Below are 26,730 nucleotides of genomic sequence, written 5' to 3'. Positions count from 1 at the left end.
CCGGGGCCGGGACACGAGGCACGGGTGTGCGTGGCGGGCAGGCACAACAGGCCGGTATGCGTGGCACCGGTGGTGCGCGGGGCGGCCAAGCCGCTAATGGCCGTGGGGCTGGTGCGGGCGGCGTCCGGGGTGGCCAAGCCCAGGGTGACCGTGGAACCGGTGTTCGTGGTGGACAAGCCGCTGGTGGTCGTGCTGGGACTGGCCGTGGAGCCGGTACGGGCGGCGTCCGGGGCGGTCAGGCGCAGCAATCTGGCCGTGGCACGGGTCGTGCTGGAACGGGTGTGCGCGGCGGGCAGGCACAACAGGCCGGTATGCGTGGCACCGGCATGCGGGGCGGTCAAGTACAGCAGTCCGGTACTCGTGGCGCTAGTGTGCGTGGCGGTCAAGCGCAGCAGTCTGGTGTGCGTGGCACGGGCATGCGTGGTGCTGGTCGGAAGAGGGATGAGCGGGAGCGGACGTGGAGTCCTGAGGTGTGGTGTGCTATGCGTGGTCGGGAGGTTCCGGACCCGCAGGAAGAGGAACGTCGTAAGGAGGAGGCGCTCAAGCGGTTGGATGCGGTGTGGTTGAGTCGTCATGGTGCGGAGAGTGTGCGTGAGCGTGAGCGGCGTGAGGCCGAAGAGGCCACCCGCCGTGAAATGTTCTCCCGCCCCCTCCTGTACTGGCGAGAGCCCCGCGAGAAGGGTCAAGGCCAATGACAGCTGTGCGTCGTGTTCACGCTGCCAGGTGCCTGTTTCCAGGCGTGATCTCCACACCAGTTGCACGGCTGGTTGATCCGACCGTGCGGGGACGACCACCGTAAGTGTGGTCGCGTGGGGTGTGCGGCATGCTGGCCTTGTGGCTTGATGGGTGGTAGCTATCCCGGGTGTGGGGTGGACGTTGACGTTGAGCATGGGCGTGCCTGGTCGACCGAACGGGTGGATCGAGGAGCGAGGAGAACTGCTGTGCGGCGGCCGTCGTTTTGGGCGGCGTAATAGTTCAGAGAATAGCGAGATACTCTCAGGAATCTAGAGGGAAGGAGACGAACCAGTGAGTATTGAGTTTGATCGTGATGCGGTGGGTGTGCAGGCGCAGGCCCGGTGGGAGGATGCGGCGGAGTTTGGTCGGTTGACGGGGTTTGTGCGGGGTATGCAGGTGAGTCGGTGTGTGTCACAGTTGCCGGTTCATGTGAGTTCGGCTGGTAGCAGCGAGTTACGGTCGGCGTTACGGGAGTTTAAGAACGATATGGAGGACGTGTTGGGTGAGTTTTCGGATACGTGTTCGATGCTCGGGTCGGGGGCCAAAGACGCTGCTGGCGATTTTGATGACTCGGAGAGGTTGAGTGCGGCGCAGTTTGAAGAGATGAACGCTCTATTGGGTGGAGGGCAGGACTTGTGAGGCAGCACAGTGTGACTGGAGAACTGGTGCGGGGAAGAGTTCCGGGCAGGCCTGTGCGGCCTGTGCGGCCTGGTGGTGTGGCCACGCGTGTGGTTGCTGTGGTGTGTGGGGGTGTGTTGTGAAGGGCGAGGATGTATTTTCGTTGCCGCCGGATACGTCCGAGGCGTGTTGTGAGGTGGCGGACCAGTTTGGTGGTGTGGGTGGTCAGGTACAGACCACGCAGGTGGCGATGATGTCGACTGCTGGTATGCCGGGCTGGTTGGGTGAGTCGGCGACGGCGTATCTGGATCAGGTGTGCCGGTTGAAGGGTATTGCGCAGGATGTCAGTGGCGTGTTGATGGATGTGGCCGGGCCGATTAAGGAGTATGGGGAGAAGGTTCGGGAGACGAGAGAGTCGATCAAAGTCCTCTGGCAAGACTATGACGATGCGTATGCCGCCTACGAGAGGAAGATGCACGACTTGCAGCAGGAGCGGGTTGATTTTGCGCGCACGGGTGTGGGTCCAATGTCGGATTACGATATCGACCGGGCGGAGCAGTCCTGTCAGGAGGAGTGGGAGGCGACTCAGGCAGAGTTGCGTCGTGCCCATCAAGGGTATTTGGAGGCGTTGGATGAGCAGGCGCGAGTCACAGCGGTGCAGATCACAGCGATTAAGGACCGTCTGTTTGACATGTCGAAACCACATGGCACGCGGGAAGAGATCGGTGTAAACCTGTTCGGCGATCTCGATCTGATCGCCGTGCAAAACGAGATGAAACACGCCGCCCAGATCGCACCCGAGATGGCCGCCATCATCACCAACCCCAACCCCTCCCCCGAAGACCTCGAAGAATTCTGGAACCAATACGGCAACGAACTCGGCAACCCCTTCGTCACCAACATGCTCCTCACCCACGTCTCAGCAGAAGAATTGGCCGACTTCGCATGGCGAGTTCGCGCGTTACCAGATAACAGTCCAGTGCGTTCCGAGCTTCTGCATGGGATCGGCACGACCATCGTTCTCGGTACCGGGGGAACAAACTTAGACGGAGAACATGCTGACGAGCAGGTCCTGTTTGAGAAGTACAAGGACCAGATCACTCTGAAACCCGGAGTCACCGCGTCATCGCAGACCGGGGCTTTCATTGAAGAGCTGAAGACCGTGGGTGGAGCGTTGTACAACCCGAACGACTATGGCTCATTCGCTGTGCCTTATTACGAGCCGATGCCGGGGTACGCGTTCATCTCTAACTTGATTGGTGAAGCCGGCCGGGACAATCCGAATCTCGCACTTGGTCCAGCCTTCTTCGAGAAGCCAGCCGACGATGGTCGCTCTCTTGCAGAAGATATCGTGGCCTGGGATGCGGAAACACTGCCGTGGGTGACAAACAGTCCCTATCGCGACACCTTGCCCTCGTTTGGTCCGGATGACAGCATGTACGATCCAATGCATGCCATGTACACACTCATGGATCAGCCGGAATGCTTAAACCCGGAGATCCTCGCAGAGCAGGGAAAGACGGCCGATCCCGCGTTGCTTGCGGTAGATCGCGAGCGATTCAATGCGGTCCAGGAGTTCCTGGTCAGCGATACACCTGCTGGCATAGATATCAATCATGACGGCATCGTCGATAGCAACGACGAACCGATGAACATGACACGCTACCTCACCGGCGGTCGAACCATGTTCGATGCGGAGAGCGCCTACGGTGGTTTCCAAGATGGTGGCGAACAGTTTGGGCGTTTGATAGCGGAGATGTCAATGCCGGAACTAACGCCGGACCGGTCTCAGATCAGCGACGAAGAATGGGAACAGTGGAAGATACGAGACAAGCGATCCACTGGCATTGCGGGCAATTTCCTCTACGGCTATCAAGATGCTCTGACCATGGAGAACGAAACGGACAAGCTGCACGGGCAAGATGTGTACGGGTACACAAACTCAAACCTTCGATCCTGGTCGGGCGAGATCCTAGCGCCCTATATGGAGGACATCGCTATCGCGCTCGAGAATCCAGGCCAAGACGTGGTTGTAGCATCCGAAGAAGGTGGACAACATCGGATTACCTTTGGCATTGACTTGCAAACCCAACTGCTGGGAAACCACGGGTATTTCGTGGATATCGGTTTTGACCGCTCGTCAATCGGAGGCCGTGCTCCTGCAGTGGAAATCCTATACGCCGCTGCTGAGCTTCAGTCTACAGCCGAGTACAACACGGCCTTTGACACAATGAATGATGGCGGAGACCCGGACAGGGTCATCGAGAAGTGGACACCGTTAAAAGAAGCACTATTCACCGCAAGTGCAGACTCGCATGACCAGGAACATGCTTTCTTCGACCGCGCCAATCGCGGGAAGAAAGATCTGATCAAAATGGTTATGGGTGCCAATCCCTTGCAATACATCATTGAGAGTAATCCGGGGAAGTATGTGATTGGCCAGGGTCAGTCAGTGGGCATTCCGGCGATCCTCGATATTGTCTTCCCAACCGATACCGTCATAGTTGGGAATCAGTCGCAGTCCCACATCGCTCTTGAGAAGGAAATGGAGGCCAGCATCTATGAAACCATCAGTACACGCTCAACATTCGAAGATGCCGACATGTCACCGCAGGAGTTCTGCTATGACGAAGACTTTACCGGAGTGCCATTTCTTGACGACGACGGAGCGGTAAAGCCGTGGCATGACATGAGTGATGACGAACGCGCGTCCTTCAAGGAATATCTCGAAAACCACACCGACTACGGTGAGCTTTTCGAACCCATCCAGGAGGAGATGATGCAGGCGAAAGATACGCGTGCAACCGCCTTCGCTGCAACAGGTGCGGAGCGAAGCAGCTAATGAAGGGTCTCTATCAGCTTTTCGCAGCAAAGGGAAAGGCTCCACTGGTCTTCACCGCAGTTCTCTGCTTAAGTCTTTGTGTTGGGTGTGCAGCGCCCAAGGCTGAACGTGCAACGGCGAGCGTGGAGTCGACATTTGTGGCGCGGGACCAGAGACAGGATGCTATGAGCGTGGATCTGCCTGATGGGTGGAACGAGGTACTTACCGATGGCTCGAGTTTCGAGTACCGAGGGCCGGCCGATGATACAGAAGGAAGCACTGCGGCCGCAGTGTGGGCATGGTGTCATCCACCTCGGCACATCGTATCCTCAGATTATCGGTTGACTGACACGACTGACACCTACAGCCTTGATGGCGCCTTAGCGCAGCATCTCAGTGCTGATTTAGCGGACGAAGACACGGCCGACTTCACCGTTTTGCCAGCGCGTACCATTGACGGTAATCCCGCCCGCGGATATTCCTATATCTACACCATTGAAGGCTCGCCGGAACGCCGCGAGATCTGGTTGGTTGGCAGGCATGACGTGCTATGGGAGATCACGTTGAGGGCAGCTGCGGGAGATACAGAGTTGCCACCGGAGTTGGATGGTTCGGTTTTGGACTCAATCAGGTGGACGACGCCATCGGCTTCGTCGACGTGAGAGGGTACGGCCGGTTGGCTCGACTTCTGTTTTTGTTGACAGGAAAGGCATTCTTGAGATGAAAGAACACCTGGCAGAAGGTACGCGCGGTCGCATATGCCCGTACCGGCAGGTAGTGGCTCGGATGCTTGCTTGCGTAGCGCTGATGTTTGGCGTACTCGTTTCCGCCTGTGCGCCGGGTGGCTCTGGCTCCGATGCGGCAGCAACACCGAGCGTTGGGAGGCTTTTCACCACTACCACGGACACCGCGGATGTGATGGATGCTGACGCTCCTGCTGGTTGGGTCGAGACAACTGACCGTGGTGAGACGGGCCTCGACTATATCGCTTCGGAGGATGGAACCACCGGGTTTGCGGGAGCATCGATCCGCGCCACCCGGCTATCACCGGATGTCTTGTTGGCCAGCGGTTACGAGTTTGCTGGTCGGGCCAACACCTATGACTTCGACGCGATCTTCACCTCATGGCTGTACGACGCCGAACGCTACAACCCGCAATCGGACGTCGCGGAGTTGCCTGCGCGCACCATTGACGGTGATCCCGCCCGTGGTTTCTCATACACAACAACTACCAATCAAGCAAAAGCGCGCTACCAGATGTGGCTTGTCGCCCGCTCCGATGGTCTGTGGCGCATCACATTAAACGCCGCACCGGACCAGATGGTCCTTCCGCCTGAACTCGACGGCATTTTGGACACGATTACCTGGACTACGCCGTCGGACGAGTCGACGAGGCCCTCGACATGAGACAGATGTGTGAGGGGAGGCACCTCGCATTCTTAGCCAAGTTGAGTGTGCGGTACCGACACGGCGGCACTCGGGGAGGCATCGACAGGAGAAGTCCATGATCACACAACGTCTAGTCAGGCAGCCTTCGACAGGCCGACGAAGAGTCGTCGCCTTCAGAGGGGCACGTCGGATATCTTGTCTCGCCATGTGCATCCTGTTTGCCGTGACTGGATGTGGACTACCCGGCATCGGGACGGCACCGCCGTCGCCGCCGTCAACATTCGTTGCGAACCTTAACCTCGAAGATGCCATCAGTGCCGATGTCCCCAACGGGTGGAATGCAGGGAGGCCTGAACGAATTCCGTATGACTACTGTATTTCGCCAGCCGAGGTGGGAGAGTGTACACGGCCTTCCTTCGGGGCGGAACACCTCGATCCGTCCTGGGTACGGGAATATACGGTTTTCGATGAGAAGGACACGTACGATCCGGAAGGAGAGTACACTTACAACCTGGACCGCTTAGTCTCGCGGTCACTGTCCGGTAAGGTACGGTACGAACCCCGCAGCGACTTCATGGTGCTCCCTGCCCGTACTATAGATGGCAATACTGCCCGCGGGTACAGTTATGTGCTGTCCTCGAAAGATGGACCGATACGCCTTGAGGAGTGGTTCGTTGGGAGACGAGACGGCGTCTGGATACTTACACTGCGCTCGGCGCCCGGGGAAACCACCCTTCCACCCGAACTTGACGGCATTCTCGACACGGTCAAGTGGACTACGCCCGCACCCTCGCCGAGCGCCTCGCCCACATGACCGCAGCCGATACGACGGCGGCCTGCGCGCAGCGTCGTCGCCAGGACTCTGCGCGCAGTGCCTCCACGAGTGTCTCGCCCACTTGGCGGCGCAACACCTCTCTTCGGAACCGCATGTGTGTCCATAGTGTTGCGTTCGTGGAACGGCGTCGGACCTGAACGGTAGGCTGGTGGCATGGCATCTTCGAAGAACAGCCGTCCAAAACGACGGCAGGATGGAGCCGGACGCCGAGCGGTCAACAGCGCGCGGCCGGCCGGCGGGTCGCCTGCCAGTACGGGTGCCGACGTAGCTGGTATAACCACCGAGCTTGAGGCGATTGTCGCGCAGGCAGGCCTGTACCTGGAAGGCGTCAAAGTTGGCCGTGCTGGTAAACGCAAAGTCGTGAAAGTCGTCGTCGACCTACCCGAAGGCCCGGGTGGCGTTGATTCCGATTCGCTCACCGAGGTATCACGTGCGATTTCCCAACGTTTGGATGATGTTGATCTCGTTGCTGGCGCGTACACACTCGAAGTGTCAACACCCGGTGCGCAAAGGGAGTTGACGGAACTACGGCATTTCTCACGAGCGCAGGGCAGACTAGTAGAACTGCGCTTGGCTGACGGATCTGAGCTTGTCGCTCGTCTTATGGAGCTGAGCGGTGATACCTTGAAGCTTCGTACGAACGATAGCGAAAGGCGTATAGGCCGGGGAGACATCGTGTCCGCTCGGGTACGTGTTGAGTTTGGTAAAGACGAAGGGTAAGACAGCATGGACATACAGATGAACGAGCTCCGCATTGTGGAGAGCGAGCTCGGTATCAGCGTCGATGTGCTCATTGGTGCCATCGAGGATGCCCTGTTGCACGCTTACCAGCGTGTGCCGGGTGCGGTGCGCGGTGCTCGAGTGGAAATGGACCGTTCCAGCGGAAAAGTCACCGTCTATGCGCCGGAGGTCGACGACGAGGGGAATGTCATCGGCGAATTCGACGATACTCCCGGCGACTTCGGAAGAATCGCAACCGCCACGGCGAAATCGATCATTGCCCAACGTCTGCGCGACGCCGAAACCGACCGCGTGCTGGGGTCATTCAAGGGCAAGCAGGGCGAGATCATCTCCGGCGTGGTACAGGCGAACGCCAACCATAAGGGAGATCCGCGTGATCTTCTGGTACAGGTCGGAGAACACGAGGCATTGCTACGCGCGGACGAGCAGGTTCCTACCGAGCATTTCCGGCACGGCGACCATATCCGCGCTCTGGTGCTCGAAGTATCTGTTGGCAGTCGCGGTGCCTCGGTGCGACTCTCGCGCACCCACCCTGACTTTGTCCGTCGCCTCTTCGAGCAGGAGGTGCCAGAGATTGCCGATGCAACAGTCGAGATCGTCGCGCTGGCTCGCGAAGCGGGGCATCGCTCGAAAATAGCGGTGTGGTCCGCGTCGCCAGAAGTTAACGCGAAAGGCGCATGCATCGGTCACAACGGGCAGCGTGTGCGTGCCGTCACCACGGAACTTAACGGTGAGAAAATCGACATCGTTGATTACGACGACGATCCGGCGAAGTTCGTAGCTGCGGCCCTCTCGCCCGCAAAGGTTGTGCGTGTGGACGTGTTGAACAAGGATCAGCGGCAGGCACGTGTGATCGTTCCTGACGGGCAGACATCGCTGGCCATCGGCAAAGAGGCACAGAACGTCCGGCTCGCAGCGAAACTAACCGGATGGTCAATCGATATTCGCAAGGAGTCTGAGTATCCCGTCGGTGCCACTGATCGTTGAGCAGTTACCGCAGGTAAGGCGCGCTGAGGGCGACGCCGGAAGCTGCGTCGTCGTGTCTCGGTTCACTCAGCTGAAGCGGAGCAGGAGACTGCGCTGCCGACAGTAACACGCTAAAATACTTGAGGTTCTGCTGACGGATGGAGTGTGTGTGACAACGAACCCGCGCATGTGTGTGGGCTGCCGCCGCCGAGATTCGCGAAAGAACCTCGTTCGCGTGGTGTGCGTCGATTCCACTCTCGTGGTGGACGAGGAGGCGCAATACCAGGGACGAGGCGCATGGATACATGCGGAGGCCAACTGTTGTGCGTTGGCCGTGCGTCCGGGAGTTCTCGAACGCGCACTGCGAGTCAGACAACTTGATTCAGGCGCACTGCGTCAGTGGACCCATACCGTACAAGAACCGGGAAGCCGCAACGGCGACCCGGTGTTGACCCGAGAAAAAGAAAGCGGGTAGGAAGCCGATGGGCACCCGATGAGTACCCAGCGATGAGCTGCCAGCAATAGAGGGTCTGCGCGAACCGCCCAGACCCTGAGAAGGAGAACTGTGGCCAAGGTCCGCGTCCATGAACTTGCCAAAGAACTTGGCATGCCGAGTAAGAAACTGCTCGAAGTGCTCAAGGAGAACGGCGAATTCGTCAAGTCAGCCTCTTCAACCATTGAGGCTCCCGTCGTGCGTAAGGCACGTGAATACGTAGAAGCTCATCCCGAGCTTGTTGAAAAGAAGTCTGCTCCGAAGAAGGCGAAGAGCAAGGCGCCTGCGAAGCCGAAGGCTGTCGGCACAGAGGCAGCCGCAGAGTCGAAGGCCCCGGCGCAGGCAGCGCCGGAAGCTACCCCGAAGCCGTCCGCTGCGCCTAAGGCCGAGGCGTCGGCAGATGCGGCGCAAGCAGATGCTCCGCAAACGCAGGAGCCGACTGCCGCTGCGCCGTCGGCTCGTCCCTCCGCACCCAAACCGGGACCGAAGGCATCAAAGGCCGAGCCTGCCCCTGCCGCGCAACCTTCAGCAGCGCCGACACCCGGTCCGCGCCCGGTTCCCACTCCTCGGGGTGCGCGGGAAGAACACGAACAGGCGGCCTCGGATCGTGCCCGCCGTGAGGCGGCGGCCAAGCGGCCGCGTGGTAACCGGCAGGGTGCGCCGCGTCCGGGCAATAATCCGTATGCCTCCTCGCAGGGGATGCCGCGTCCCGGTGGTGGACAGCGTCAGCAGGGTGGCGGTAAGTCCGGTGGGGCTAAACCGCGTGCGCCGCGTCCGGGCAATAATCCGTATGCCTCCTCGCAGGGGATGCCGCGTCCCGGTGGTGGACAGCGTCAGCAGGGTGGCGGCCGGTCCGGTGGGGCTAAACCGCATGCGCCACGGCAGCGCTCCGGAGGCGCTCCGCGGCCAAATCCGAACATGATGCCTGATCGTATGGGCACACAGAATGCGCCCGGTGGTCGTGGCGGACGCGGCGGTCGTGGCGGTGCACAGGGCCGTGGTGGTACGCAAGGTCACGGCGGCGGGGGGTATCGCGGTGGCGGTTTTACCCGTTCCGGCGGTCGGTCACGTGGTGGTTCCACCGCGGGTGCATTCGGTCGGCAGGGAGGACGCCCCTCACGTAGTCGTAAGTCGCGCCGCGCCAGGCGGGAAGAGTGGGAAGCACAGTCTTCGCCCATGGTTGCGGGTGTCGAAGTGCCGCGTGGTGACGGCTCGACCGTCGTGCGTGTACGCGCCGGCGCCTCCTTGGCCGATTTCGCCGAGCGTATTAGCGCCGATCCTGCTGCCTTGATCACCGTGCTGTTCCGCATGGGGGAGATGGCCACCGTCAACCAGTCGCTCGATGAGGACACCTTCAAGCTTCTAGGCGCCGAACTCGGCTACGACGTGCAGATTCTTTCGCCGGAGGATGAGGACCGTGAGATCCTCGAATCCTTCGATATTGATCTGGAGGCGGAGGAAGCAGCCGAGGATGACGAAGACCTGCGGCCTCGCCCGCCGGTTGTGACCGTGATGGGCCATGTCGATCACGGTAAGACCAAGCTGCTGGACGCCATACGCCATGCGCATGTTATCGACACTGAAGAGGGCGGTATCACGCAGCATATTGGCGCCTATCAGGTCCATCTGGAATACGAGGGCGAGGATCGGGCGATTACCTTTATCGATACGCCCGGCCACGAGGCATTCACACAGATGCGTGCCCGCGGTGCGGATATCACCGATATTGCCATCCTGGTGGTCGCAGCCGACGACGGCGTCATGCCGCAGACGGTAGAGGCCATTAACCACGCCCAGGCTGCGGGAGTGCAGATTATCGTTGCCGTCAACAAGATTGATGTTGAAGGTGCGAATCCGCAGAAGGTGCGCTCGCAGCTGACCGAATATGGAGTTGTTTCCGACGAGTACGGCGGCGACACCATGTTCGTTGATATTTCCGCCAAGCAACGGATCGGCATCGACAACCTGCTGGAAGCCGTGCTGTATACCGCCGATGCGGAACTCGACCTGCGGGCCAATCCGGACCGGACGGCCCGTGGTGTTGCCATCGAGGCGAAGCTCGACCAGGGCCGCGGTGCCGTGGTTACGGCGCTCGTCCAGACCGGAACGCTGCATATCGGGGACTCGCTCGTGGTCGGTACGGCGCACGGGCGCGTGCGCGCCATGTTCGACGAGAACGGTGAGAATGTCGAGGATGCCGGTCCATCGCGGCCGGTACAGATCCTCGGACTGTCTTCCGTTCCTTCCGCCGGTGATTCTTTCCTGGTGGCCGACGACGACCGGACGGCGCGTCAGATCGCCGACAAGCGAGAAGCGGCTCAACGTGCCGCAACACTGGCACGCCGTCGTAAGCGGGTCTCTCTCGAGAACTTGAACGACGCTCTCAAGCAGGGCACGGTGCAAACGCTCAACCTCATCATTAAGGGTGACGCTTCCGGCTCCGTCGAGGCGCTGGAGTCCTCCTTGTTGGAAATCGAGGTTGGCGACGAGGTGCAGTTGCAGATCATCCATCGCGGCGTCGGTGCCATCACTCAGAACGATGTCAACCTCGCCACCGTGGACAACGCAGTTATTATCGGCTTCAATGTGCGCCCCGCAGAGCGTGTGCAGGAGTTGGCTGATCGCGAAGGCATCGAGATGAAGTTCTACTCGGTTATCTACAATGCGATCGAGGATGTCGAAGCAGCGCTTAAGGGCATGCTCAAGCCGATATACGAGGAGGTCCAGCTCGGTACCGCGGAGATCCGGCAGGTCTTCAGGTCTGGCAAGTTCGGCAATATCGCGGGTTCTATTGTCCGCTCCGGTCTGATCCGCCGCGGTGCAAAGGCACGGCTTGTTCGCGAGGGCGTCGTGGTTGCACCCGACTTGGAGATCGCCTCTCTGCGGCGCGAGAAGGATGATGTCACCGAGGTTACGGAAGGCTACGAATGCGGTATCACACTCGGCTACAAGGATATTGCCGAGGGCGATATTATCGAGACCTTCGAGATCCAGGAGAAGGTGCGCGACTGACATTGGGATGACTCCCGCCTCCTGCCGGAGCTTCGTGCCTCGATGATGTTTCGATTTGGATAAGCCGATCTCTCATCTGGCCCGGCGGGACTCAACATGCCGTGGGCGGTGCTCGTATCATCGCCCACGGATTGCTACAGGAAGAGCGTTACCAGGAAGGAGGGCCGCATGGCCAACCCCCGTTCATACAAAGTGGCCGAGAGGATCCATGAAATCGTCGCCTCGATGGTCACAATGCGGTTGAAGGATCCGCGGCTGAATCTGGTGACTATCACCGATGTGCGGGTAACTGGTGACCTGCAGCATGCCACAGTGTTCTACACCGTTTACGGTTCGGATGCCGAACGCAAAGCAGCCGGTCGCGCCCTGGAGCGGGCCAAGGGTTTGATCCGTTCACATGTAGGCGGCCAACTTGGGCTGCGCCTGACACCGAGCCTCGAGTTCGTGCCTGATGCGCTCCCCGAGACGGCGAGATCCTTTGAGGATGCTCTTGTTGCGGCACGGTTCCGCGATGAGCAGATTCGCAAGTCGGCCGAGGGCGCGCAGTGGGCGGGCGATGCGGAGCCGTACCGAAAACCTCGTGAGATCGAGAAGGAAACAGACGCCACGGAGGTGGAGGAGACCGGGGTTGCGCGTCCCGGTGTCAATGACCCCGTCGGCAATGCTTCGACCGACGGCGAGGCGGCTCAGCGTGCGGATTCCGACGGCGGCCCCACAGCCGCAGATCCGGCGACGGAATGACCGGGCGCGCGGGCACCGACGGCAAACCCCGCCGCGCTCTTCCCTGGGGAGAGCTCCCGCAGCCGCAGTGGCCTGCCAACTCCGCACCGCCGAGCGGTCTTATCGTGATTGATAAGCCTGCCGGCGTCACCAGTCATGACGTTGTCGCCGCCCTGCGCCGCCTTGCCGGCACACGGAAGGTGGGCCACGCGGGAACGCTGGACCCCATGGCAACGGGAGTGCTGTGCCTCGGTATTGGGCGTGCGACCAAGCTTCTGCGATACGTCACCGGCGCGGATAAGGAATACACCGCTACCATCCGCCTCGGCATAGAAACAACCAGCGACGACGCCGACGGGCAGATTACGGCTCGACGAGGTGCAGCAGAACTTCTGCAAGAGCCCGACAAAATGTGCCAGCGCATAGCACAGGTGATCGGAGAGTTCCGCGGAGACATCGCCCAGGTCCCCTCCGCCGTCAGCGCGATCAAAGTATCGGGACGACGCTCTTATGATCTGGTGCGCGCAGGGGAAGGTGTCGAACTGCAGGCGCGTACAGTCCATGTAGAGTCATTCCAGATGCTATCTGAGCCACGGCGATGTACTGCTGCAGGGGTAGATGTCGTCGACGTTGATGTCGACGTCGTGTGCGGTGCCGGAACATATGTGCGGGCCCTGGCACGGGATGTGGGCAATCGGCTCGGGTGCGGCGCACACTTGACGGCGTTACGACGTGTGCGTCTGGGCGTGTGGCGCAGCGACGACGCCTATGAGATCCCGACTCTGGCGCGGCTCGTTGCGGGAGGAGGCGACGTGCCCCTGGTGAGTGTCGACCAGGTGTGCCGAGATCTTTTCCCCCTTGTTGATATTGATGCCGCAGAGGCAGCAGCACTTCGCCATGGACAATTCATTTCCGGGCAATGGCGCGAGCATGTTCCTATGGGTGCACCCGCCGCCGCCTTCTGCCAGGGCCATGTCGTGGCACTGGTATCGCGCCGGGGCGATATGTTGAAGCCCGATTTGCTGCTTCAGCCGTGATTCACCACCATCCCGGCGGATGATTATCTTCCGTTAACGCGCGGTCGACTCTGCGCGGTATGGTTGTCCTCGTGACTTCAGCGAATGATCTCTCGTCCGTGGCAGGCGAGTTGGAAGCGATACGGGAGTGCAGCGGTTTGATGGATTCGGAAGCGTGTTCGGCTGATCAAGCGCCGAGCCAGGAGGCCGTGCCGGGTGACTCGGCCTCCACAAGCACTCAGGCCTTCGGCTGCGGCTGTGGCGGAGCTTGCGGCGGGCACTCGCATAACCGCATGGACACACCCAAGGCACGGCAGGCCCGTACCGCCGGCTTCTCTGACCTTTCTGAAGGTCGTCCGAATCTTGGACTGCGGGCCCGTCGGTGAGTGACCTAGTGGAAATATGGCGTTGTCCGGAGGATGTTCCGGCAGATCTTGGTTCAACAGTTGTCACAATAGGTGTGTTTGACGGTGTGCATCGCGGACACCGCGCGGTTCTGGGAGAAACCGTACGCCAGGCGAAAAAGCGTGGGATGCGTTCGTTGGCTTTGACCTTTGATCCGCACCCGGTCACCGTCCACAACCCGGAACAGGCGGTACATTTGGTCACGACCCTGGATGATCGGCTTGACCGGCTGGCCGCCGCAGGGATCGACATCGCGTATGTGCAGCACTACACGCTTGAGTACGCGGCGGCCACACCGCGCGAGTTCGTTGTGAAGCAGTTGCTGGGCGAGCTGCATGCCGCAGTGATCGTTGTGGGTGAAGATGTGCGTTTCGGCCGGGATAATTCCGGCGATGGGGCACTTTTGCGCCGCCTGGGTGAAGAGCTCAATTTCGATGTCGTGCTTCTCAATGATCTGACGGAGGAGCACGGCCGCCGTTGGTCGTCGTCGTGGGTGCGGGAACTACTCGCCTGCGGTGACGTTGCGGGCGCGAGCCGAGTACTTGGCCGCCCGCACAGGCTTCGCGGAACCGTGGTACACGGCTTCCGCCGGGGCCGTGAACTGGGATTCCCAACGGCGAATCTGCAGGGCAATGACTTAGGTGAAGTGCCGGCCGACGGGGTGTACGCCGGGTGGCTGGTACGTGCGGTGCCCGGCACCCACGCGGCGGAGTACCTCCCGGCGGCTATATCGGTAGGTACCAACCCGCAGTTTGACGGCCAGCAGCGGACCGTGGAGGCGCATGTGCTGGGACGTGCCGACCTGAATCTGTACGACGAGCCGGTAGCCATCGATTTCATCGAGCGACTGCGCCCCATGCTGTCCTTCGACTCCGTGGAGGAGCTGCTGGTACAGATGGATGAGGACCTGCGGGGCACCGCTGAGGTGTTGGGTGTGCCGACGGCGGGTCGGGTGGATCCGGCGGCGGTCACCGCGCAATAGTCCAGGGCTGTCATACCGTCGCTTTCCAAGTGCATTGGGCGCGCCCTTCCGCTGAACGGGTCAGCAAGGTCACAGGCAGTGGAAAAGGGAAAAGGGAGTTCCCGTGCTAAGCTTGACGGGCCGTCGATCGGCCACGGTGTGTCATGCCCGGGAGAACATGCCCCGGCGCTCCGTGCAACGGACAAAGGAGAATCATGGCTCTCAAGCCTGAGGAAAAGCAGAAGATTATTGCCGAGTATGCTACCCACGAGGGCGATACGGGTTCGCCTGAGGTCCAGGTGGCACTGCTCTCGGCCCGGATCAAGGATCTGACTGAGCATTTCCGCTCGCATCCGCATGATCACCACTCACGCCGCGGTCTTATGCTTCTGATCGGTCAGCGCCGTCGCCTTCTTGCTTACTTGGCTGACGAGGACATCGAACGCTACCGTTCTCTGATCGCTCGTCTCGGCTTGCGCCGGTGACTTATGACGGCTCGGCTCTCAGCCGGGCCGTCCGTCGTTTCCACTTCGCATAGCGTTCACTGTTGGCGGAGCATTGCGCTTGCAGCGCGTCGTTTCGGCAGAAAGGCGCGATCTGAGTGGAGAACAACATATTGCCGTATGACGTTGGCCATGCAATGGCATACGGCGCCCGAAGACGTGAGGCGTCAGCCTCACAATAGGAGACCCTCCGGCCCGGTCCTCGGTGGCGACTTCCGGATGCTATCCGTGAGTTGTCACTGATGACCGCGCAGGGGGAAATCGATAGAGGAGGTCCTTGTGGAAGGTCCTGATATTCATTTCGCCGAAGCGGTTATCGACAATGGCTCGTTCGGCTCGCGTACGATCCGCTTCGAAACGGGCCGTCTTGCCCGCCAGGCCAACGGTTCCGCTCTCGCTTATCTCGATGGCGATACAACGGTATTCGCTGCGACGACGGCATCCAAGGCACCGAAGGAGCATTTCGATTTCTTCCCGTTGACGGTTGACGTTGAAGAGCGTGCCTATGCCGCCGGTCGTATCCCGGGTTCCTTCTTCCGCCGGGAAGGTCGACCCGGAACCGAGGCCATCCTCGCCGCGCGGCTCATTGATCGTCCGCTGCGCCCGGCCTTTAAGAAGGGCATGCGCAACGAGGTGCAGGTCGTCGCCGAAGTTCTGACAATCCACCCCGATGAAGCGTACGACGTCGTCGCAATTAACGCTGCATCCATGTCAACCTCACTCGCGGGCCTTCCGTTCTCCGGCCCGATCGGCGGCACGCGTATGGCACTTATCGATGGCCAGTGGGTTGCGTTCCCGCGGTGGAGCGAATTGGAGCGCGCCACCTTCTCCATGGCGATCGCCGGACGGGTTACCGACGACGACGTCGCCATCATGATGGTCGAAGCACAAGCCCCCGACGGTGCGGATGATGTTATCAAGGCCGGTGGAACGAAACCGACCGAAGAGGTTGTGGCCGCGGGGCTGGAGGCTGCCAAGCCCGTCATCCGTACGCTATGCGAGGCACAGCAGAAGCTGATCGACGAGTGTGGCAAGCCAACCGGTGACTACCAGTTCTTCCCGGACCATACGGATGAACAGTTCGAGGCTGTCACCGAACAGATCGGTGATCGTTTCCAGCCCATTTTGGGGATCGTGGCGAAGGCCGAGCGGGATACCGCACTCAACGATCTGACCGACGCCGTGGTGGAGGAACTGGCCGAGCGCTTCCCGGAGCAGGAAGACATGATTGCGGCGGCCGTGAACACGGCGTTCAAGAAGACCATGCGCTTGCACGTGTTGACCGAAGGCGTGCGCATGGATGGTCGTACGCCGGTGGAGATCCGCACAATCTCGGCGGAAGCGGGCGTGCTGCCGCGCGTGCACGGGTCGGCCCTGTTCCAGCGCGGTGAAACGCAGATTCTCGGCGTTACCACGCTGAATATGCTCAAGATGGAGCAGCAGTTGGATAACCTCTCGCCGATTACCCGTAAGCGGTATATTCACCACTACAACTTCCCGCCGTACAGCACCGGCGAAACCGGACGGGTCGGATCGCCTAAGCGGCGTGAGATCGGGCATGGGCATTTGGCGGAAATGGCGCTCGAGTCGCAGCTGCCGGGTCGGGAAGAGTTCCCGTACGCCATCCGCCAGGTTTCGGAAACCATGGGGTCCAACGGCTCGTCCTCGATGGGCTCGGTCTGTGCTTCGACGCTGTCGCTGTTGAACGCGGGCGTGCCTCTTAAGGCTCCGGTTGCGGGCATTGCCATGGGGCTGGTTTCCGCGACGGTAGACGGCGAGACGAGGTACTGCACCCTGACCGATATTCTCGGTGCGGAAGACGCGCTGGGGGATATGGACTTCAAGGTTGCCGGTACGCGCGATTATGTGACCGCGCTGCAGCTTGATACCAAGCTCGAGGGTATTCCCGCCGCGGTGCTGGATGCAGCGCTCGGCCAGGCTCGCGAGGCGCGCTTCGCCATTCTCGATCTCATGAATGAGGCAATCGATGGCCCGGACGAGATGGCAGCAACGGCTCCGCGCATTATCTCGGTCAAGATCCCAGTGGACAAGATTGGTGAGGTCATCGGCCCGAAGGGCAAGATGATTAATCAGATTCAGGAGGACACCGGAGCGGAGATCACCATCGAGGACGACGGTACCGTCTTCATCGGTGCGAGTGACGGCCCCTCGGCGGAGGCCGCGCGGGCAACGATTAACAGCATCGCGAATCCGCAGATGCCGGAAGTTGGCGAGCGCCTCATTGGAACGGTGGTGAAGACGACCACATTCGGTGCGTTTGTTTCACTCATGCCGGGGCGTGACGGCCTGCTGCATATCTCCCAGATTCGTCGTCTTGTAGGCGGCAAGCGTGTGGAGAATGTCGAGGACGTGCTCAACGTGGGCGACAAGGTTGAAGTGGAAATCGCCGAACTGGATCCACGAGGGAAGGTCTCATTGAACGCCGTCGTCGAAGGCGAGGAGAATAAGGCCACGGAAGAGGTGGAAGAGGACGAGCACGTTCGTCGGCCTCGTCGTGAGCGCGGCTCGCGCCGTGGCTCTCGGCAACGGCGTCGCACGCATGAGCGCGCTTCCAACTACGACGACTCGGAAGAGTGATAGCTCGGATCTGAGCTAGATGAGAGGGCCCGCGGCCAGGCATGGCGCGGGCCCTCGGTGTTTCGGACTTGGCGTTCCGGCACGAAACATCACCGACGAATGCCTGACCATGTGCTGTGATACCGTCTCGCCAGTTGGGTGGTGAGACAGGCGCACACCTGGCGGGGCGGTTTCAGGCCACGCGGAATTGCCACACGGGCAGTACTATCGTCTACGCTTGCCTGGTGACGAATTCCGATTTCACAGAGGTCGACCTGCCACTCGACTCGACGTCCGATCTTGTGCTTGTGGACGACGGCATGCCGGTGCGGCGCAGTGTTCTGCCCGGAGGAGTGCGGGTGCTGACGAAGAGCATCCCTCATCAGCATTCGACCAGCATTGGCTTGTGGGTTGGAGCAGGTTCACGTGATGAGGGTCCTGGGGCGGAGGGCTCCACCCATTTCCTTGAGCATCTCCTGTTCAAAGGTACCCGCCGTCGCAGTGCCAAGGACATCGCTGCCCGCACGGATTATCTAGGAGGAGGCTTCAACGCCGCCACGGCGAAGCAATACACCTGCTATTACGGGCATGTCTTGGAAGAGGACCTTCCCGCCGCCATGGATCTCCTCTCTGACATGGTCACGGCAGCTCGCCTCGATGCTGCCGATATGGAGATGGAACGCGGCGTCATCCTGGAAGAACTCGCGATGTACAACGATGACGCCTCCGAGGTCGCCCACGAGGCCATCGCACGTATGGTGTTTGGTGAGCACCCGCTTGGACGCCCGGTGGGAGGTACGCGTGCATCGGTAAGCGCGCTGCAGCATGGCAAACTGACGGGCCACTACCAGGAGAATTATCTGCCGGAGGAACTCGTGGTCACCGCCGCCGGCGCTGTCGACCACACTGCCGTATGCGAAATGGTTGTCAATTCCGTGCGGGCGGGCGGCTGGGTCCTTGTTGACGGAGTCCTGCCCGCTGCACGGCGCCATGCGGGCCGAATCAGCTACCCGGAACCTACCCGGCAGGCCATACAACGCCACGTTGAGCAGGCCGCCGTGGTATGTGCCATGCCGACGATTGACCTGTTCGATTCGCGGCGCCCCGCCCTATATGCGCTCAATGCGATTCTTGGCGGCGGGACTTCCTCGCGCCTGTTCCAGCGGATTCGGGAAGAACGTGGCCTGGCGTACTCCACTTATTCCTTCCCCGCCTCCTACCCGGAGGGAGGTATGTTCGCCCTGTATGCCGGTTGCGCTCCAGAGAATGCGGGCGTCGTGGCTGAGATACTGGGGGAGTGTCTGGATGACATGGCCGCGCACGGGGTGACCACGGAGGAAACGGAATCCGCCTTCCGCCGCGTGCGTGCCGATATTGTCTTCGACAGTGAGCGGATCTCCTCGCATATGAACCGGCTCGGCCATGCGGAGCTGATACGTGGCACGCTGGTATCCCAAGATGAACAACTGCGCCGATCCGAAGAGGTAACCACCGCGCAGATCACCGAGCTTGCGCGCGAGCTTGCCGCTTCCTCCCGCTCCACCGTGATTGTGGGGCCGCAGGACTGAGTTCGGAGGGTTTTGCAGTGGTCGCCCTGTACCGTATGCGGCCGCGCGCGTTAGGCTGACGCTATGACAATTCGCGTGGCAGTAGTGGGCGCCTCTGGACGCATGGGCGCAACGGTTTGCAAAGCGGTGGACGACGCCGCAGACATGGAGCTGGTGGCACGCCTGGACGTTGGCGATGCGTTAAGCGCTGAAGCACTCGCAGGTGCCGACGTGGCGGTGGAGTTTACCGTGCCATCGGCAACCGAAGGCAACGTGTTGGCCCTGCTTGACGCGGGCGTCGACGTCGTCGTCGGCACCACCGGATGGACTCCACAGGCGCTGGATCATGTGAGAGAGCGGACACAAAAGACGGGGCGGTCGGCCATTATCGCCCCGAACTACGCTCTCTCCGCCGTGTTGCTTATGAGTTTCGCGCAGAAGGCAGCACCTTACTTCGAGTCCGTTGAGGTCGTCGAAATGCACCACCCGGATAAAGTCGACGCTCCCTCCGGCACGGCTGCAACGACGGCGCGGCGCATCGCCGCTTCCCGTGCGCAGGCGGGCGTAGCGCAGAGCCCGGATGCCACACAAACCGACGAACTCGGAGCTCGCGGCGCCATGATCGACGGCGTCCATGTGCATGCCGTCCGCCTTCGCGGCCTGAATGCCCACGAGGAAGTTCTTCTCGGTAACGTCGGCGAACAACTGCTCCTGCGGCAGGATTCTTTTGATCGGGGGAGCTTCATGCCGGGTGTGCTGCTGGCCGTACGAAGCGTACAAGGGCGGGGCGGTCTGACGTATGGCCTTGATGAGATCATGGGCCTGTAGCCGAGGCGCATGGTCGGCGCGGCGGCACCGCCCCTGCGGATGCATGGAACGGAGCGGGTGCGGGTATGCGTAGGCGCCTCAGAGTTCCGCACGCCAGCAGTGCTGGGTGGCGATCTCGCCTGCGATATCAAGGCGACGGCGCAGACCGCTGGGCGCGAATCCCGCACTTGCAAGAAAGGACGTGTGGGCGTCGTCCCCGGCAAGGACCCACAGCTGGACTTCGGTGGCACCTCTACTGCGGGCGATGTCAGTAGCCGCAGCGAGAAGCCGTGAGCCGTGCCCCTGCCGCTGATCGCTCTCCGCGACTTCAAGTGCGGTGAACTCATAGACCATGCGGCTCGCAGGCGGTTTCCCAGTTGGGTGATTGCCGTCGGTCGGTGCGGTGCGAACGCGGCCGGATACACCGGACGCCTCCCGTGAATGCCTGTCGTCCGCGTCGGCATGATCCCGCGTGGCCCCGTTGCCGGAGGAGGTGCAGTCGTCGGGGACGCGCGCGGTGGGAGCAACGGCTGTGAACCCCACGATTCTTCCCGCAGCGACCGCGCACAGTACGTGGATATCGGCCGTCTGTGGCGCCGTGATGGCCGCCGCCCACTGCGCCGCAAAGGCTGCGGGATCGAAACGAGAGGTGACCGCTGCCGGTAGTGTATGCCCCAATGCAGCCCGAACTGCGGCCTGCATGGTACCTGCATGAAGTGCACCAATGGCATCCGCATCATGCCGCGTAGCGGGTCGGACCAAGCTGTGTGCAGTCGGCTTTCTATCCACCCGTTCAGGCTACGCGGGTATGAGCACTCGCGCTATTCGACGAATGCGGTGAAGGCGTCTTGGCGGTGCGGGGTCTCTAGATACGTGGAGCGCGTCCCGGCATGCGAGAGTTCCAGCACTTTTCCGGCCGGAGAGGCTACAGTCCAGATATGAGTGAGACCACAGTTGGGCCCGAGCGGGCCTTTGGATCCGTTGCCGTTGCCATGGTGACTCCGTTCCATGAGGATGGGTCACTCGATATCGACTCTGCTGTTTCTTTGGCGTCGCGCCTTGTCGATGAAGGCTGCGACTGCATCCTGCTGTCCGGAACAACGGGAGAGTCCCCGACCACCCACCAGCCAGAGAAGGATGATCTTGTCCGCGAGGTGAAGGCTGCTATCGGTGGACGTGCGATGGTTCTGGCCGGAGCCGGCTCAAACGACACTGCTCACGCTGTGCGAATCGCACAGGGTGCAGCCGCTTGTGGTGCCGATGGCCTGCTCGTCCTTGCTCCGTACTACAACCGCCCATCCCAGGAAGGCGTGTACCAGCACATCACGGCAGTTACTGACGCCACCGAATTGCCGGTGATCATTTACGACATTCCGGGTCGAACAGGCGTCAAAATTGAGTTCGACACGTTGAAGAGACTCGCCGAACATCCGCGTATCAAGGCGGTTAAGGATGCCACCGGCGATGTCGCCGGTGGATTCGTCAAAATGGCGGCAACGGGATTGGAATACTACTCCGGCGACGACGCCCTCAATTTCGCTTGGCTTGCACATGGGGCCTCCGGTGTCATCTCGGTGGTGGGCCATGTCATTGCCTCCGGCCTGCGAGCGCTGGTCAATGAAGTCGATGCGGGTGACCTGCCCGCTGCCCGCGCGGAAGCGGCTCGGCAACGCCCCATTATTCAGGCGATTATGGGAGGCGGCCAAGGTGCCGTGATGGCAAAGGAAGCGTTGAAGATGATGGGTGCAATTCCTTCTGCGACGCTGCGGCTACCCCTTGTTGGGGCTTCCCGGGCAGAACTGGTTGAGCTGGCGAACTCCTTGCGTGCCTATGGCTTAATCTGACCATCGCGGAATCGGCTGCGGTGGTACAACGGTCGAACGCACACGGCAAGGCGACCGGAGCGTGTGCCGGTGGCTAACCCCGCGCGAGAACGCTTGAACGCGCACGGGACGGCCTGCACTCGGATTTGACACGGTGCTTGGTTTCCGGCTGCCGGGTCGGGCCGTGGGGTGCGCGGGCTGCTGGTACTGGGAAAAGGCAGGTCACGGACTCGCACTCTGCTTCGCCGTGAGAGAATAGGGCACGTGACTGACCATAAAATGCCCGTTGCCCTTGCTGATGACACCGTGCGTATCATTCCGCTCGGAGGCCTGGGCGAAGTAGGTAGGAACTGCAACGTCCTCGAATACCGCGGCCGGATAGTCGTCGTCGATTGCGGCGTGCTTTTCCCGGAGGAGAGCCAACCCGGAGTTGATCTCATACTTCCGGATATCGATTACCTTCGAGCTCGAATCAACGATATCGAGGCGATCGTTCTCACCCATGGCCACGAAGATCATATTGGCGCGGTTCCTTACCTGCTGCAGTTACGGCCCGATATTCCCATCCTCGGCTCGCAATTGACCATTGCCTTTACGGAGGCGAAACTGACCGAGCATAGGATCACGCCGCATTCACATGTGGTTGTGGAAGGCGATGTGGAGAAAGTCGGCCCCTTCGAGATGGAATTCATCGCCGTCAACCATTCGATTCCGGACGCGCTCGCGGTCTTCGTGCGCAGCGCCGAGGGAAACATCCTCATCACCGGCGATTTCAAAATGGATCAACTGCCATTGGACGGGCGTTTGACCGACCTTCGTGCCTTTGCCAAAGCCGGCGAAGAGGGCGTTGACCTCTTCATGTGCGACTCGACGAATGCCGAGGTACCGGGGTTCGTCGCTTCCGAATCCGAGATCGGCCCGGTCATTGACGACGTTTTTGCGCACGCCACCGGGCAAATCATCGTTGCCTCCTTCGCCTCCCATGTGCATCGCGTCCAACAGGTGCTTAATGCCGCCGCCCACCACGGCAGGAAGGTTGCCTTCGTCGGGAGGTCCATGGTGCGTAATATGGGTCTGGCAGCAGAGCTGGGATACTTGGAGATTCCCGCCGGCGTTGTCGTCGATCTGCGCGATATGGCTGTCATCCCGACGCGGGAGCGCGTCTATATGTCAACGGGATCGCAGGGGGAACCTATGGCGGTGCTCTCGCGAATCGCGAACTCGGCACACCCGAAGGTAAGCCTGGGGCCGGGGGATACGGTACTTATGGCCTCCTCCCTCATCCCGGGTAACGAGAACTCCGTGTACCACGTGATCAACGGGCTGATGAAACTCGGTGCGCGCGTTATTCACAAGGGCAACGCGAAGGTACATGTATCCGGCCACGCGGCGCAGGGTGAACTGCTTTACTGCTACAACATCCTGCAACCCGCCTACGCCATGCCCATTCATGGCGAGGTACGCCATCAGGTAGCCAATGGCGCCACCGCTGTGAAGACCGGCGTTCCGCCAGAGAACGTCATCTTGGCGGAAAACGGGTCCGTAATCGATATGCACGACGGCGTCTGCCAGCTCGTTGGTTCGGTGCCTTTCCACAATATCTACGTGGACGGATCATCGATTGGCGATATTACAGAGACCGAGTTGAAGGACCGCCGGATCCTCTCGGAGGAAGGATTTGTGGTTATCTTCGCCGCCGTCGATCCGAAGGAGGAACAGATCGTCACCGGTCCGCATATTCAAGCGCGCGCGATGGCGGAGGACGGTAACGTCTTCGACGACATCCTTCCCGAGGTCACCGCGGCGCTGCAAGACGCGCTCGAAAGAGGTCTGGATGCCTATGGGATGCAGCAGGCGATGCGCCGGGTGGTGGGCCGATGGATCTCGCGTAAGCTACGGCGGGCTCCAATGATTATCCCAACTGTGGTGGAGGTTTGATACGCCTGAGCGGATGCAGCGTTGCCGGTAATCGGTTGATCCCAAGGGGTGTACGCCTGTAACAAGCATGAGCCGTAGCGCGCGGTTCGGAGGTGGACGATATCGCCCACCGGATCGGTCCTCTGTCAGTGCCAGTACTGGGAATAACAAACAATCCAACTCCGCATACAACAGCCGCGTATGGGCCTCGCCGTGTTTTGCTGAAACAAGAACACTGACTCGTTATCATAATGCGCATGACAACTGAGATAAGTGGCACTGGCCAGACGACTGCACGCGTCGAATTGATTGCTGCCCGCGTGCGCTCACGCCTCGGAATTGACCGTGTTGACGCCGCCGTAGTGCTTGGCTCCGGTTGGGGCCCGCTCCTTGACTCGTGGCCCGAGCCGCTTGCCCGCGCTCCTTATGATGAGGTTGGACTACGTCCTCCGGTTGCCCCCGGTCACCGTGGGGAGATCGGGGCATTTGAACATGAGTCGCAGCGCATTGTTGTATTCTCGGGACGCACCCACCTGTTCGAGGGACACGGGCCGGTGGCTGTAGGAGAGAATGTGCGTGTCGCCTCCGCCTTGGGTGCCCGCACTCTCGTTCTCACCAATGCCAATGGGGCGCTCCTCCCGGACTGGCCCTTGGGCCAGATCATGGTGATTACCGATCACCTCAATCTCACAGGAACCTCTCCGCTTACAGGGGGAGCAAATTTCGTCGACCTCACTGACCTCTACGATCCGGCCTTACGCCAGGCGATGCATGCCGCCGCGCATGCACATGGCATCGCGCTGGTTGAAGGTGTGTACGCCATGCTGCCGGGTCCGCATTACGAAACAGCCGCCGAGGCCCGCGCCGTCGCCCTGCTCGGTGCGCAGGCACTGGGCATGTCAACGGTGTTGGATGCGATTGCAGCCCGTGCCGTCGGCATGCGGATTCTGGGATTATCTACGGTTACCGCGCACGAGGCGAGCGGAGAGGTTCTAGATCCTGATGAGGTAGTTGCGATTGCCGAAAAATCGGCAGCGCGCATCGGCCCGGCCGTACTCGACGTCCTGCACAAGACGGCAGCGTGCGAGGCCTAGGGCGACCGGGCAATCGGCAGCGTCGGCGCAAGCGAGTGGATGGCACTGTAGGGAACTGTTTCCGTGCTCCGGTACGGAATTCCTGTCATAGATTCGGGTCGATTGCGTGCCGTAATATCGGTGGATCGAGACGGCACATGATGTCTCGATGCAAGTGAGAATGAAGATTCGACTGGGTGTGGATGCCGTAATTCAACCAGTCGGTGTCCAACCAACCAAGGAAGGAAATATGAGCGACTCAGCTCTTGCCGAAAAGCAATCTTCGGCGCTGTCCATTGAGGAAACCGGAATCGAAGTAATCCGGGAAGAAGACCGGAAAGGAAAACCGTCTGACCTTTTCTGGCCGTGGTTTGCTGCTAATATCTCGGTGCTTTCAATCCCGTGGGGTGCCTGGATCCTGGGATTCGGACTGTCCTTTTGGCAGGCGTTCTGTGTGGCCTTGGTCGGTACGGTGCTCTCCTTCTTACTGGCTGGCATCATTGCAATTGCCGGTAAGCGGGGTTCCGCTCCGACGCTGACCCTGTCTCGTGCGCCCTTCGGCGTGATCGGAAACGGTCTGCCCGGTGTGGTCTCCTACCTGCTGACAGTGGGCTGGGAGATCATTCTGATGGTCAATGCGACCCTTGCAACAAACACCGTTGCCATTCGCATGGGCGCGCCGGATTCGAATCTCACTAAGGTGCTCGCCTTCGTTGTGATCGTTGCGATTGTTGTGGTGGCTGGCGTGCTCGGCTTCGACTTCATTATGAAGATTCAGACGTGGCTTACCGTGATTCTCGGCGTTATCACAATCGGGTACATGGCGTTGACAATCAAGGACATCGACCTGTCAGCCGTGTTCTCCGGCCCTAGCGGCGACTGGCGTGGCGTTCTCGGCGCCACAATCATGGTGATGACCGGACTGGGACTGGGCTGGGTGAATTGCGCAGCGGACTACTCGCGTTACCTGCCTCGCAGTGCGTCGTCCAAAGGTATTGTGGGATGGACGACCTTCTCGTCTTCCTGTGCACCGGTCATCCTCATCGTTTATGGACTGCTGCTCGCCGGCTCCAATAGCGATCTGGCGGCCGCTGTCAACGATGATCCGATCGGCGCTCTCGCCAACATCCTGCCCACCTGGTATTTGATCCCCTTCATTATCGTTTCGGTTGGTGGTCTGATCTCGGGTTCCGTGCTCGACATTTACTCCTCGGGCCTGACGCTGCTCTCTTTGGGTATTCCGATCAAGCGCTGGCAGGCGGCTCTGCTGGACGGCATCCTCATGATGCTTGGCACCATCTGGATCGTGTGGTTCGCAGCGAACTTCTTTGAACCCTTCCAGGCCTTCCTGATTACACTGGGTGTTCCGATCGCTGCCTGGGCCGGTATCTTCATCGGCGACATGACGTTGCGCAAGCGTGACTATGACCAGGAGGCCCTGTTCAATCCAAGCGGTCGATACGGGCGTGTGAACTGGATGAACTTCATCGGAATGATTGTATTGACTGTGATCGGCTGGGGGCTCGTTACCTCAACGACCGCAGGATTCACCTGGCAGGGCTACCTGTTCGGACCGCTGGGGCTGGATGTGGATGTGTGGGGCGGAACGTCCGTCGGAGTGCTCGTCGCACTCGTGCTGGGAATCCTCCACGGCTTGGGAGGCGCTCCGCGCGTTCGGCGGCAAGAGGAACGTGACTGACCGCAGTGACGCACAGCAACTCTAATCTGCGGGAATCCGTCGGTAGGTATGCGGCTTACCGGCGGATTTCCG

At 60.7% G+C, this 26,730-nt stretch carries 23 protein-coding genes; 22 read left to right on the top strand and 1 reads right to left on the bottom strand.

Going from position 1 to position 26,730, the window contains the following annotated elements:
- From EKN07_RS12655 to dapB, 18 genes are all read left to right on the top strand, one after another.
- Nucleotides 1-695, top strand: a 695-nt coding sequence (locus tag EKN07_RS12655) for a hypothetical protein (RefSeq protein ID WP_206435725.1), incomplete at its 5' end; no start/stop codon positions are given.
- Nucleotides 696-1,026: 331 nt separating this feature from the next.
- The gene (locus tag EKN07_RS11535) at nt 1,027-1,374 is read left to right on the top strand and encodes a hypothetical protein (RefSeq protein WP_164546667.1); all 348 of its coding nucleotides are present in this window, start codon (nt 1,027-1,029) and stop codon (nt 1,372-1,374) included.
- Nucleotides 1,375-1,549: 175 nt separating this feature from the next.
- Nucleotides 1,550-4,195 carry a hypothetical protein gene (locus tag EKN07_RS11530; protein WP_126146452.1) on the top strand — a complete coding sequence of 882 codons (2,646 nt, stop codon included), beginning with the start codon at nt 1,550-1,552 and terminating at the stop codon, nt 4,193-4,195.
- Between the two features lie 320 nt (nt 4,196-4,515).
- Nucleotides 4,516-4,836 carry a hypothetical protein gene (locus tag EKN07_RS11525; protein WP_125482465.1) on the top strand — a complete coding sequence of 107 codons (321 nt, stop codon included), beginning with the start codon at nt 4,516-4,518 and terminating at the stop codon, nt 4,834-4,836.
- Between the two features lie 58 nt (nt 4,837-4,894).
- The gene (locus tag EKN07_RS11520; protein WP_108715869.1) at nt 4,895-5,581 is read left to right on the top strand and encodes a hypothetical protein; all 687 of its coding nucleotides are present in this window, start codon (nt 4,895-4,897) and stop codon (nt 5,579-5,581) included.
- Nucleotides 5,582-5,768: 187 nt separating this feature from the next.
- Nucleotides 5,769-6,377, top strand: coding sequence for a hypothetical protein (locus EKN07_RS11515; RefSeq protein WP_108715868.1), 609 nt, complete (start codon nt 5,769-5,771; stop codon nt 6,375-6,377).
- Nucleotides 6,378-6,551: 174 nt separating this feature from the next.
- Nucleotides 6,552-7,118, top strand: a complete 567-nt coding sequence (locus EKN07_RS11510) for a ribosome maturation factor RimP (protein ID WP_126146451.1) — start codon at nt 6,552-6,554, stop codon at nt 7,116-7,118.
- 6 nt (nt 7,119-7,124) lie between these two features.
- Nucleotides 7,125-8,126, top strand: a complete 1,002-nt coding sequence (nusA, locus tag EKN07_RS11505; RefSeq protein ID WP_108715866.1) for a transcription termination factor NusA — start codon at nt 7,125-7,127, stop codon at nt 8,124-8,126.
- 148 nt (nt 8,127-8,274) lie between these two features.
- A complete protein-coding gene (locus EKN07_RS11500) occupies nt 8,275-8,580 on the top strand; it encodes a YlxR family protein (RefSeq protein WP_108715865.1) in 306 nt (101 codons plus the stop codon).
- 90 nt (nt 8,581-8,670) lie between these two features.
- On the top strand, nt 8,671-11,610 hold the full coding sequence (gene infB, locus EKN07_RS11490) for a translation initiation factor IF-2 (protein WP_126146450.1): 2,940 nt from the start codon (nt 8,671-8,673) through the stop codon (nt 11,608-11,610).
- A gap of 168 nt (nt 11,611-11,778) precedes the next feature.
- Complete coding sequence (gene rbfA, locus EKN07_RS11485) at nt 11,779-12,351, top strand: 30S ribosome-binding factor RbfA (RefSeq protein ID WP_126146449.1); 573 nt, start codon at nt 11,779-11,781, stop codon at nt 12,349-12,351.
- A complete protein-coding gene (gene truB, locus EKN07_RS11480) occupies nt 12,348-13,367 on the top strand; it encodes a tRNA pseudouridine(55) synthase TruB (RefSeq protein WP_126146448.1) in 1,020 nt (339 codons plus the stop codon). The genes rbfA and truB overlap by 4 nt, the downstream gene beginning before the upstream one ends.
- A gap of 71 nt (nt 13,368-13,438) precedes the next feature.
- The gene (locus EKN07_RS11475) at nt 13,439-13,732 is read left to right on the top strand and encodes a hypothetical protein (RefSeq protein WP_125482463.1); all 294 of its coding nucleotides are present in this window, start codon (nt 13,439-13,441) and stop codon (nt 13,730-13,732) included.
- An 8-nt stretch (nt 13,733-13,740) separates the two neighbouring features.
- A complete protein-coding gene (locus EKN07_RS11470; RefSeq protein ID WP_108716692.1) occupies nt 13,741-14,733 on the top strand; it encodes a bifunctional riboflavin kinase/FAD synthetase in 993 nt (330 codons plus the stop codon).
- A 194-nt stretch (nt 14,734-14,927) separates the two neighbouring features.
- Entirely contained in the window at nt 14,928-15,197 is a 270-nt protein-coding gene (rpsO, locus tag EKN07_RS11465; RefSeq protein ID WP_108715860.1) for a 30S ribosomal protein S15, read from the top strand.
- A 297-nt stretch (nt 15,198-15,494) separates the two neighbouring features.
- Nucleotides 15,495-17,813 (top strand): polyribonucleotide nucleotidyltransferase, encoded by a 2,319-nt coding sequence (locus EKN07_RS11460; protein ID WP_108715859.1) that lies wholly within the window; start codon nt 15,495-15,497, stop codon nt 17,811-17,813.
- Nucleotides 17,814-18,037: 224 nt separating this feature from the next.
- On the top strand, nt 18,038-19,360 hold the full coding sequence (locus EKN07_RS11455; RefSeq protein ID WP_240611216.1) for a pitrilysin family protein: 1,323 nt from the start codon (nt 18,038-18,040) through the stop codon (nt 19,358-19,360).
- 63 nt (nt 19,361-19,423) lie between these two features.
- Nucleotides 19,424-20,167, top strand: coding sequence for a 4-hydroxy-tetrahydrodipicolinate reductase (gene dapB, locus EKN07_RS11450; RefSeq protein ID WP_126146447.1), 744 nt, complete (start codon nt 19,424-19,426; stop codon nt 20,165-20,167).
- A 78-nt stretch (nt 20,168-20,245) separates the two neighbouring features.
- On the opposite strand, the gene EKN07_RS11445 is transcribed toward dapB, so the two are convergent.
- Nucleotides 20,246-20,935, bottom strand: a complete 690-nt coding sequence (locus EKN07_RS11445; protein WP_126146446.1) for a GNAT family N-acetyltransferase — start codon at nt 20,933-20,935, stop codon at nt 20,246-20,248.
- Between the two features lie 149 nt (nt 20,936-21,084).
- Between EKN07_RS11445 and dapA the strand changes: the two genes are divergently transcribed.
- The 4 genes from dapA to EKN07_RS11425 all read left to right on the top strand — a co-directional run bounded on the left by dapA (nt 21,085) and on the right by EKN07_RS11425 (nt 26,658).
- On the top strand, nt 21,085-21,990 hold the full coding sequence (gene dapA / locus EKN07_RS11440) for a 4-hydroxy-tetrahydrodipicolinate synthase (protein WP_108715857.1): 906 nt from the start codon (nt 21,085-21,087) through the stop codon (nt 21,988-21,990).
- 258 nt (nt 21,991-22,248) lie between these two features.
- Entirely contained in the window at nt 22,249-23,907 is a 1,659-nt protein-coding gene (locus EKN07_RS11435; protein WP_108715856.1) for a ribonuclease J, read from the top strand.
- 236 nt (nt 23,908-24,143) lie between these two features.
- On the top strand, nt 24,144-24,980 hold the full coding sequence (locus EKN07_RS11430) for a purine-nucleoside phosphorylase (protein ID WP_164505491.1): 837 nt from the start codon (nt 24,144-24,146) through the stop codon (nt 24,978-24,980).
- A 229-nt stretch (nt 24,981-25,209) separates the two neighbouring features.
- A complete protein-coding gene (locus EKN07_RS11425; RefSeq protein ID WP_108715854.1) occupies nt 25,210-26,658 on the top strand; it encodes a cytosine permease in 1,449 nt (482 codons plus the stop codon).
- The last annotated feature ends 72 nt before the right edge of the window (nt 26,659-26,730 follow it).

The organism is Actinobaculum sp. 352, from assembly GCF_003957265.1.
In the GTDB taxonomy this organism is placed as follows: Bacteria; Actinomycetota; Actinomycetes; order Actinomycetales; family Actinomycetaceae; genus Asp313.
The sequence above is the reverse complement of the archived record's forward strand: the minus strand, read 5'-3'. Positions and strand labels throughout refer to the sequence as shown.

Bases quoted from the DNA above. Each gene is read 5' to 3' on its own strand.
- EKN07_RS11430 (WP_164505491.1), top strand. From the start codon at position 24,144: ATGACAACTGAGATAAGTGGCACTGGCCAGACGACTGCACGCGTCGAA.
- EKN07_RS11520 (WP_108715869.1), top strand. From the start codon at position 4,895: ATGAAAGAACACCTGGCAGAAGGTACGCGCGGTCGCATATGCCCGTAC.
- EKN07_RS11510 (WP_126146451.1), top strand. From the start codon at position 6,552: ATGGCATCTTCGAAGAACAGCCGTCCAAAACGACGGCAGGATGGAGCC.
- dapB (WP_126146447.1), top strand. From the start codon at position 19,424: ATGACAATTCGCGTGGCAGTAGTGGGCGCCTCTGGACGCATGGGCGCA.
- EKN07_RS11515 (WP_108715868.1), top strand. From the start codon at position 5,769: ATGTGCATCCTGTTTGCCGTGACTGGATGTGGACTACCCGGCATCGGG.
- rbfA (WP_126146449.1), top strand. From the start codon at position 11,779: ATGGCCAACCCCCGTTCATACAAAGTGGCCGAGAGGATCCATGAAATC.
- EKN07_RS11435 (WP_108715856.1), top strand. From the start codon at position 22,249: ATGCCCGTTGCCCTTGCTGATGACACCGTGCGTATCATTCCGCTCGGA.
- nusA (WP_108715866.1), top strand. From the start codon at position 7,125: ATGGACATACAGATGAACGAGCTCCGCATTGTGGAGAGCGAGCTCGGT.
- truB (WP_126146448.1), top strand. From the start codon at position 12,348: ATGACCGGGCGCGCGGGCACCGACGGCAAACCCCGCCGCGCTCTTCCC.
- dapA (WP_108715857.1), top strand. From the start codon at position 21,085: ATGAGTGAGACCACAGTTGGGCCCGAGCGGGCCTTTGGATCCGTTGCC.
- EKN07_RS11425 (WP_108715854.1), top strand. From the start codon at position 25,210: ATGAGCGACTCAGCTCTTGCCGAAAAGCAATCTTCGGCGCTGTCCATT.
- rpsO (WP_108715860.1), top strand. From the start codon at position 14,928: ATGGCTCTCAAGCCTGAGGAAAAGCAGAAGATTATTGCCGAGTATGCT.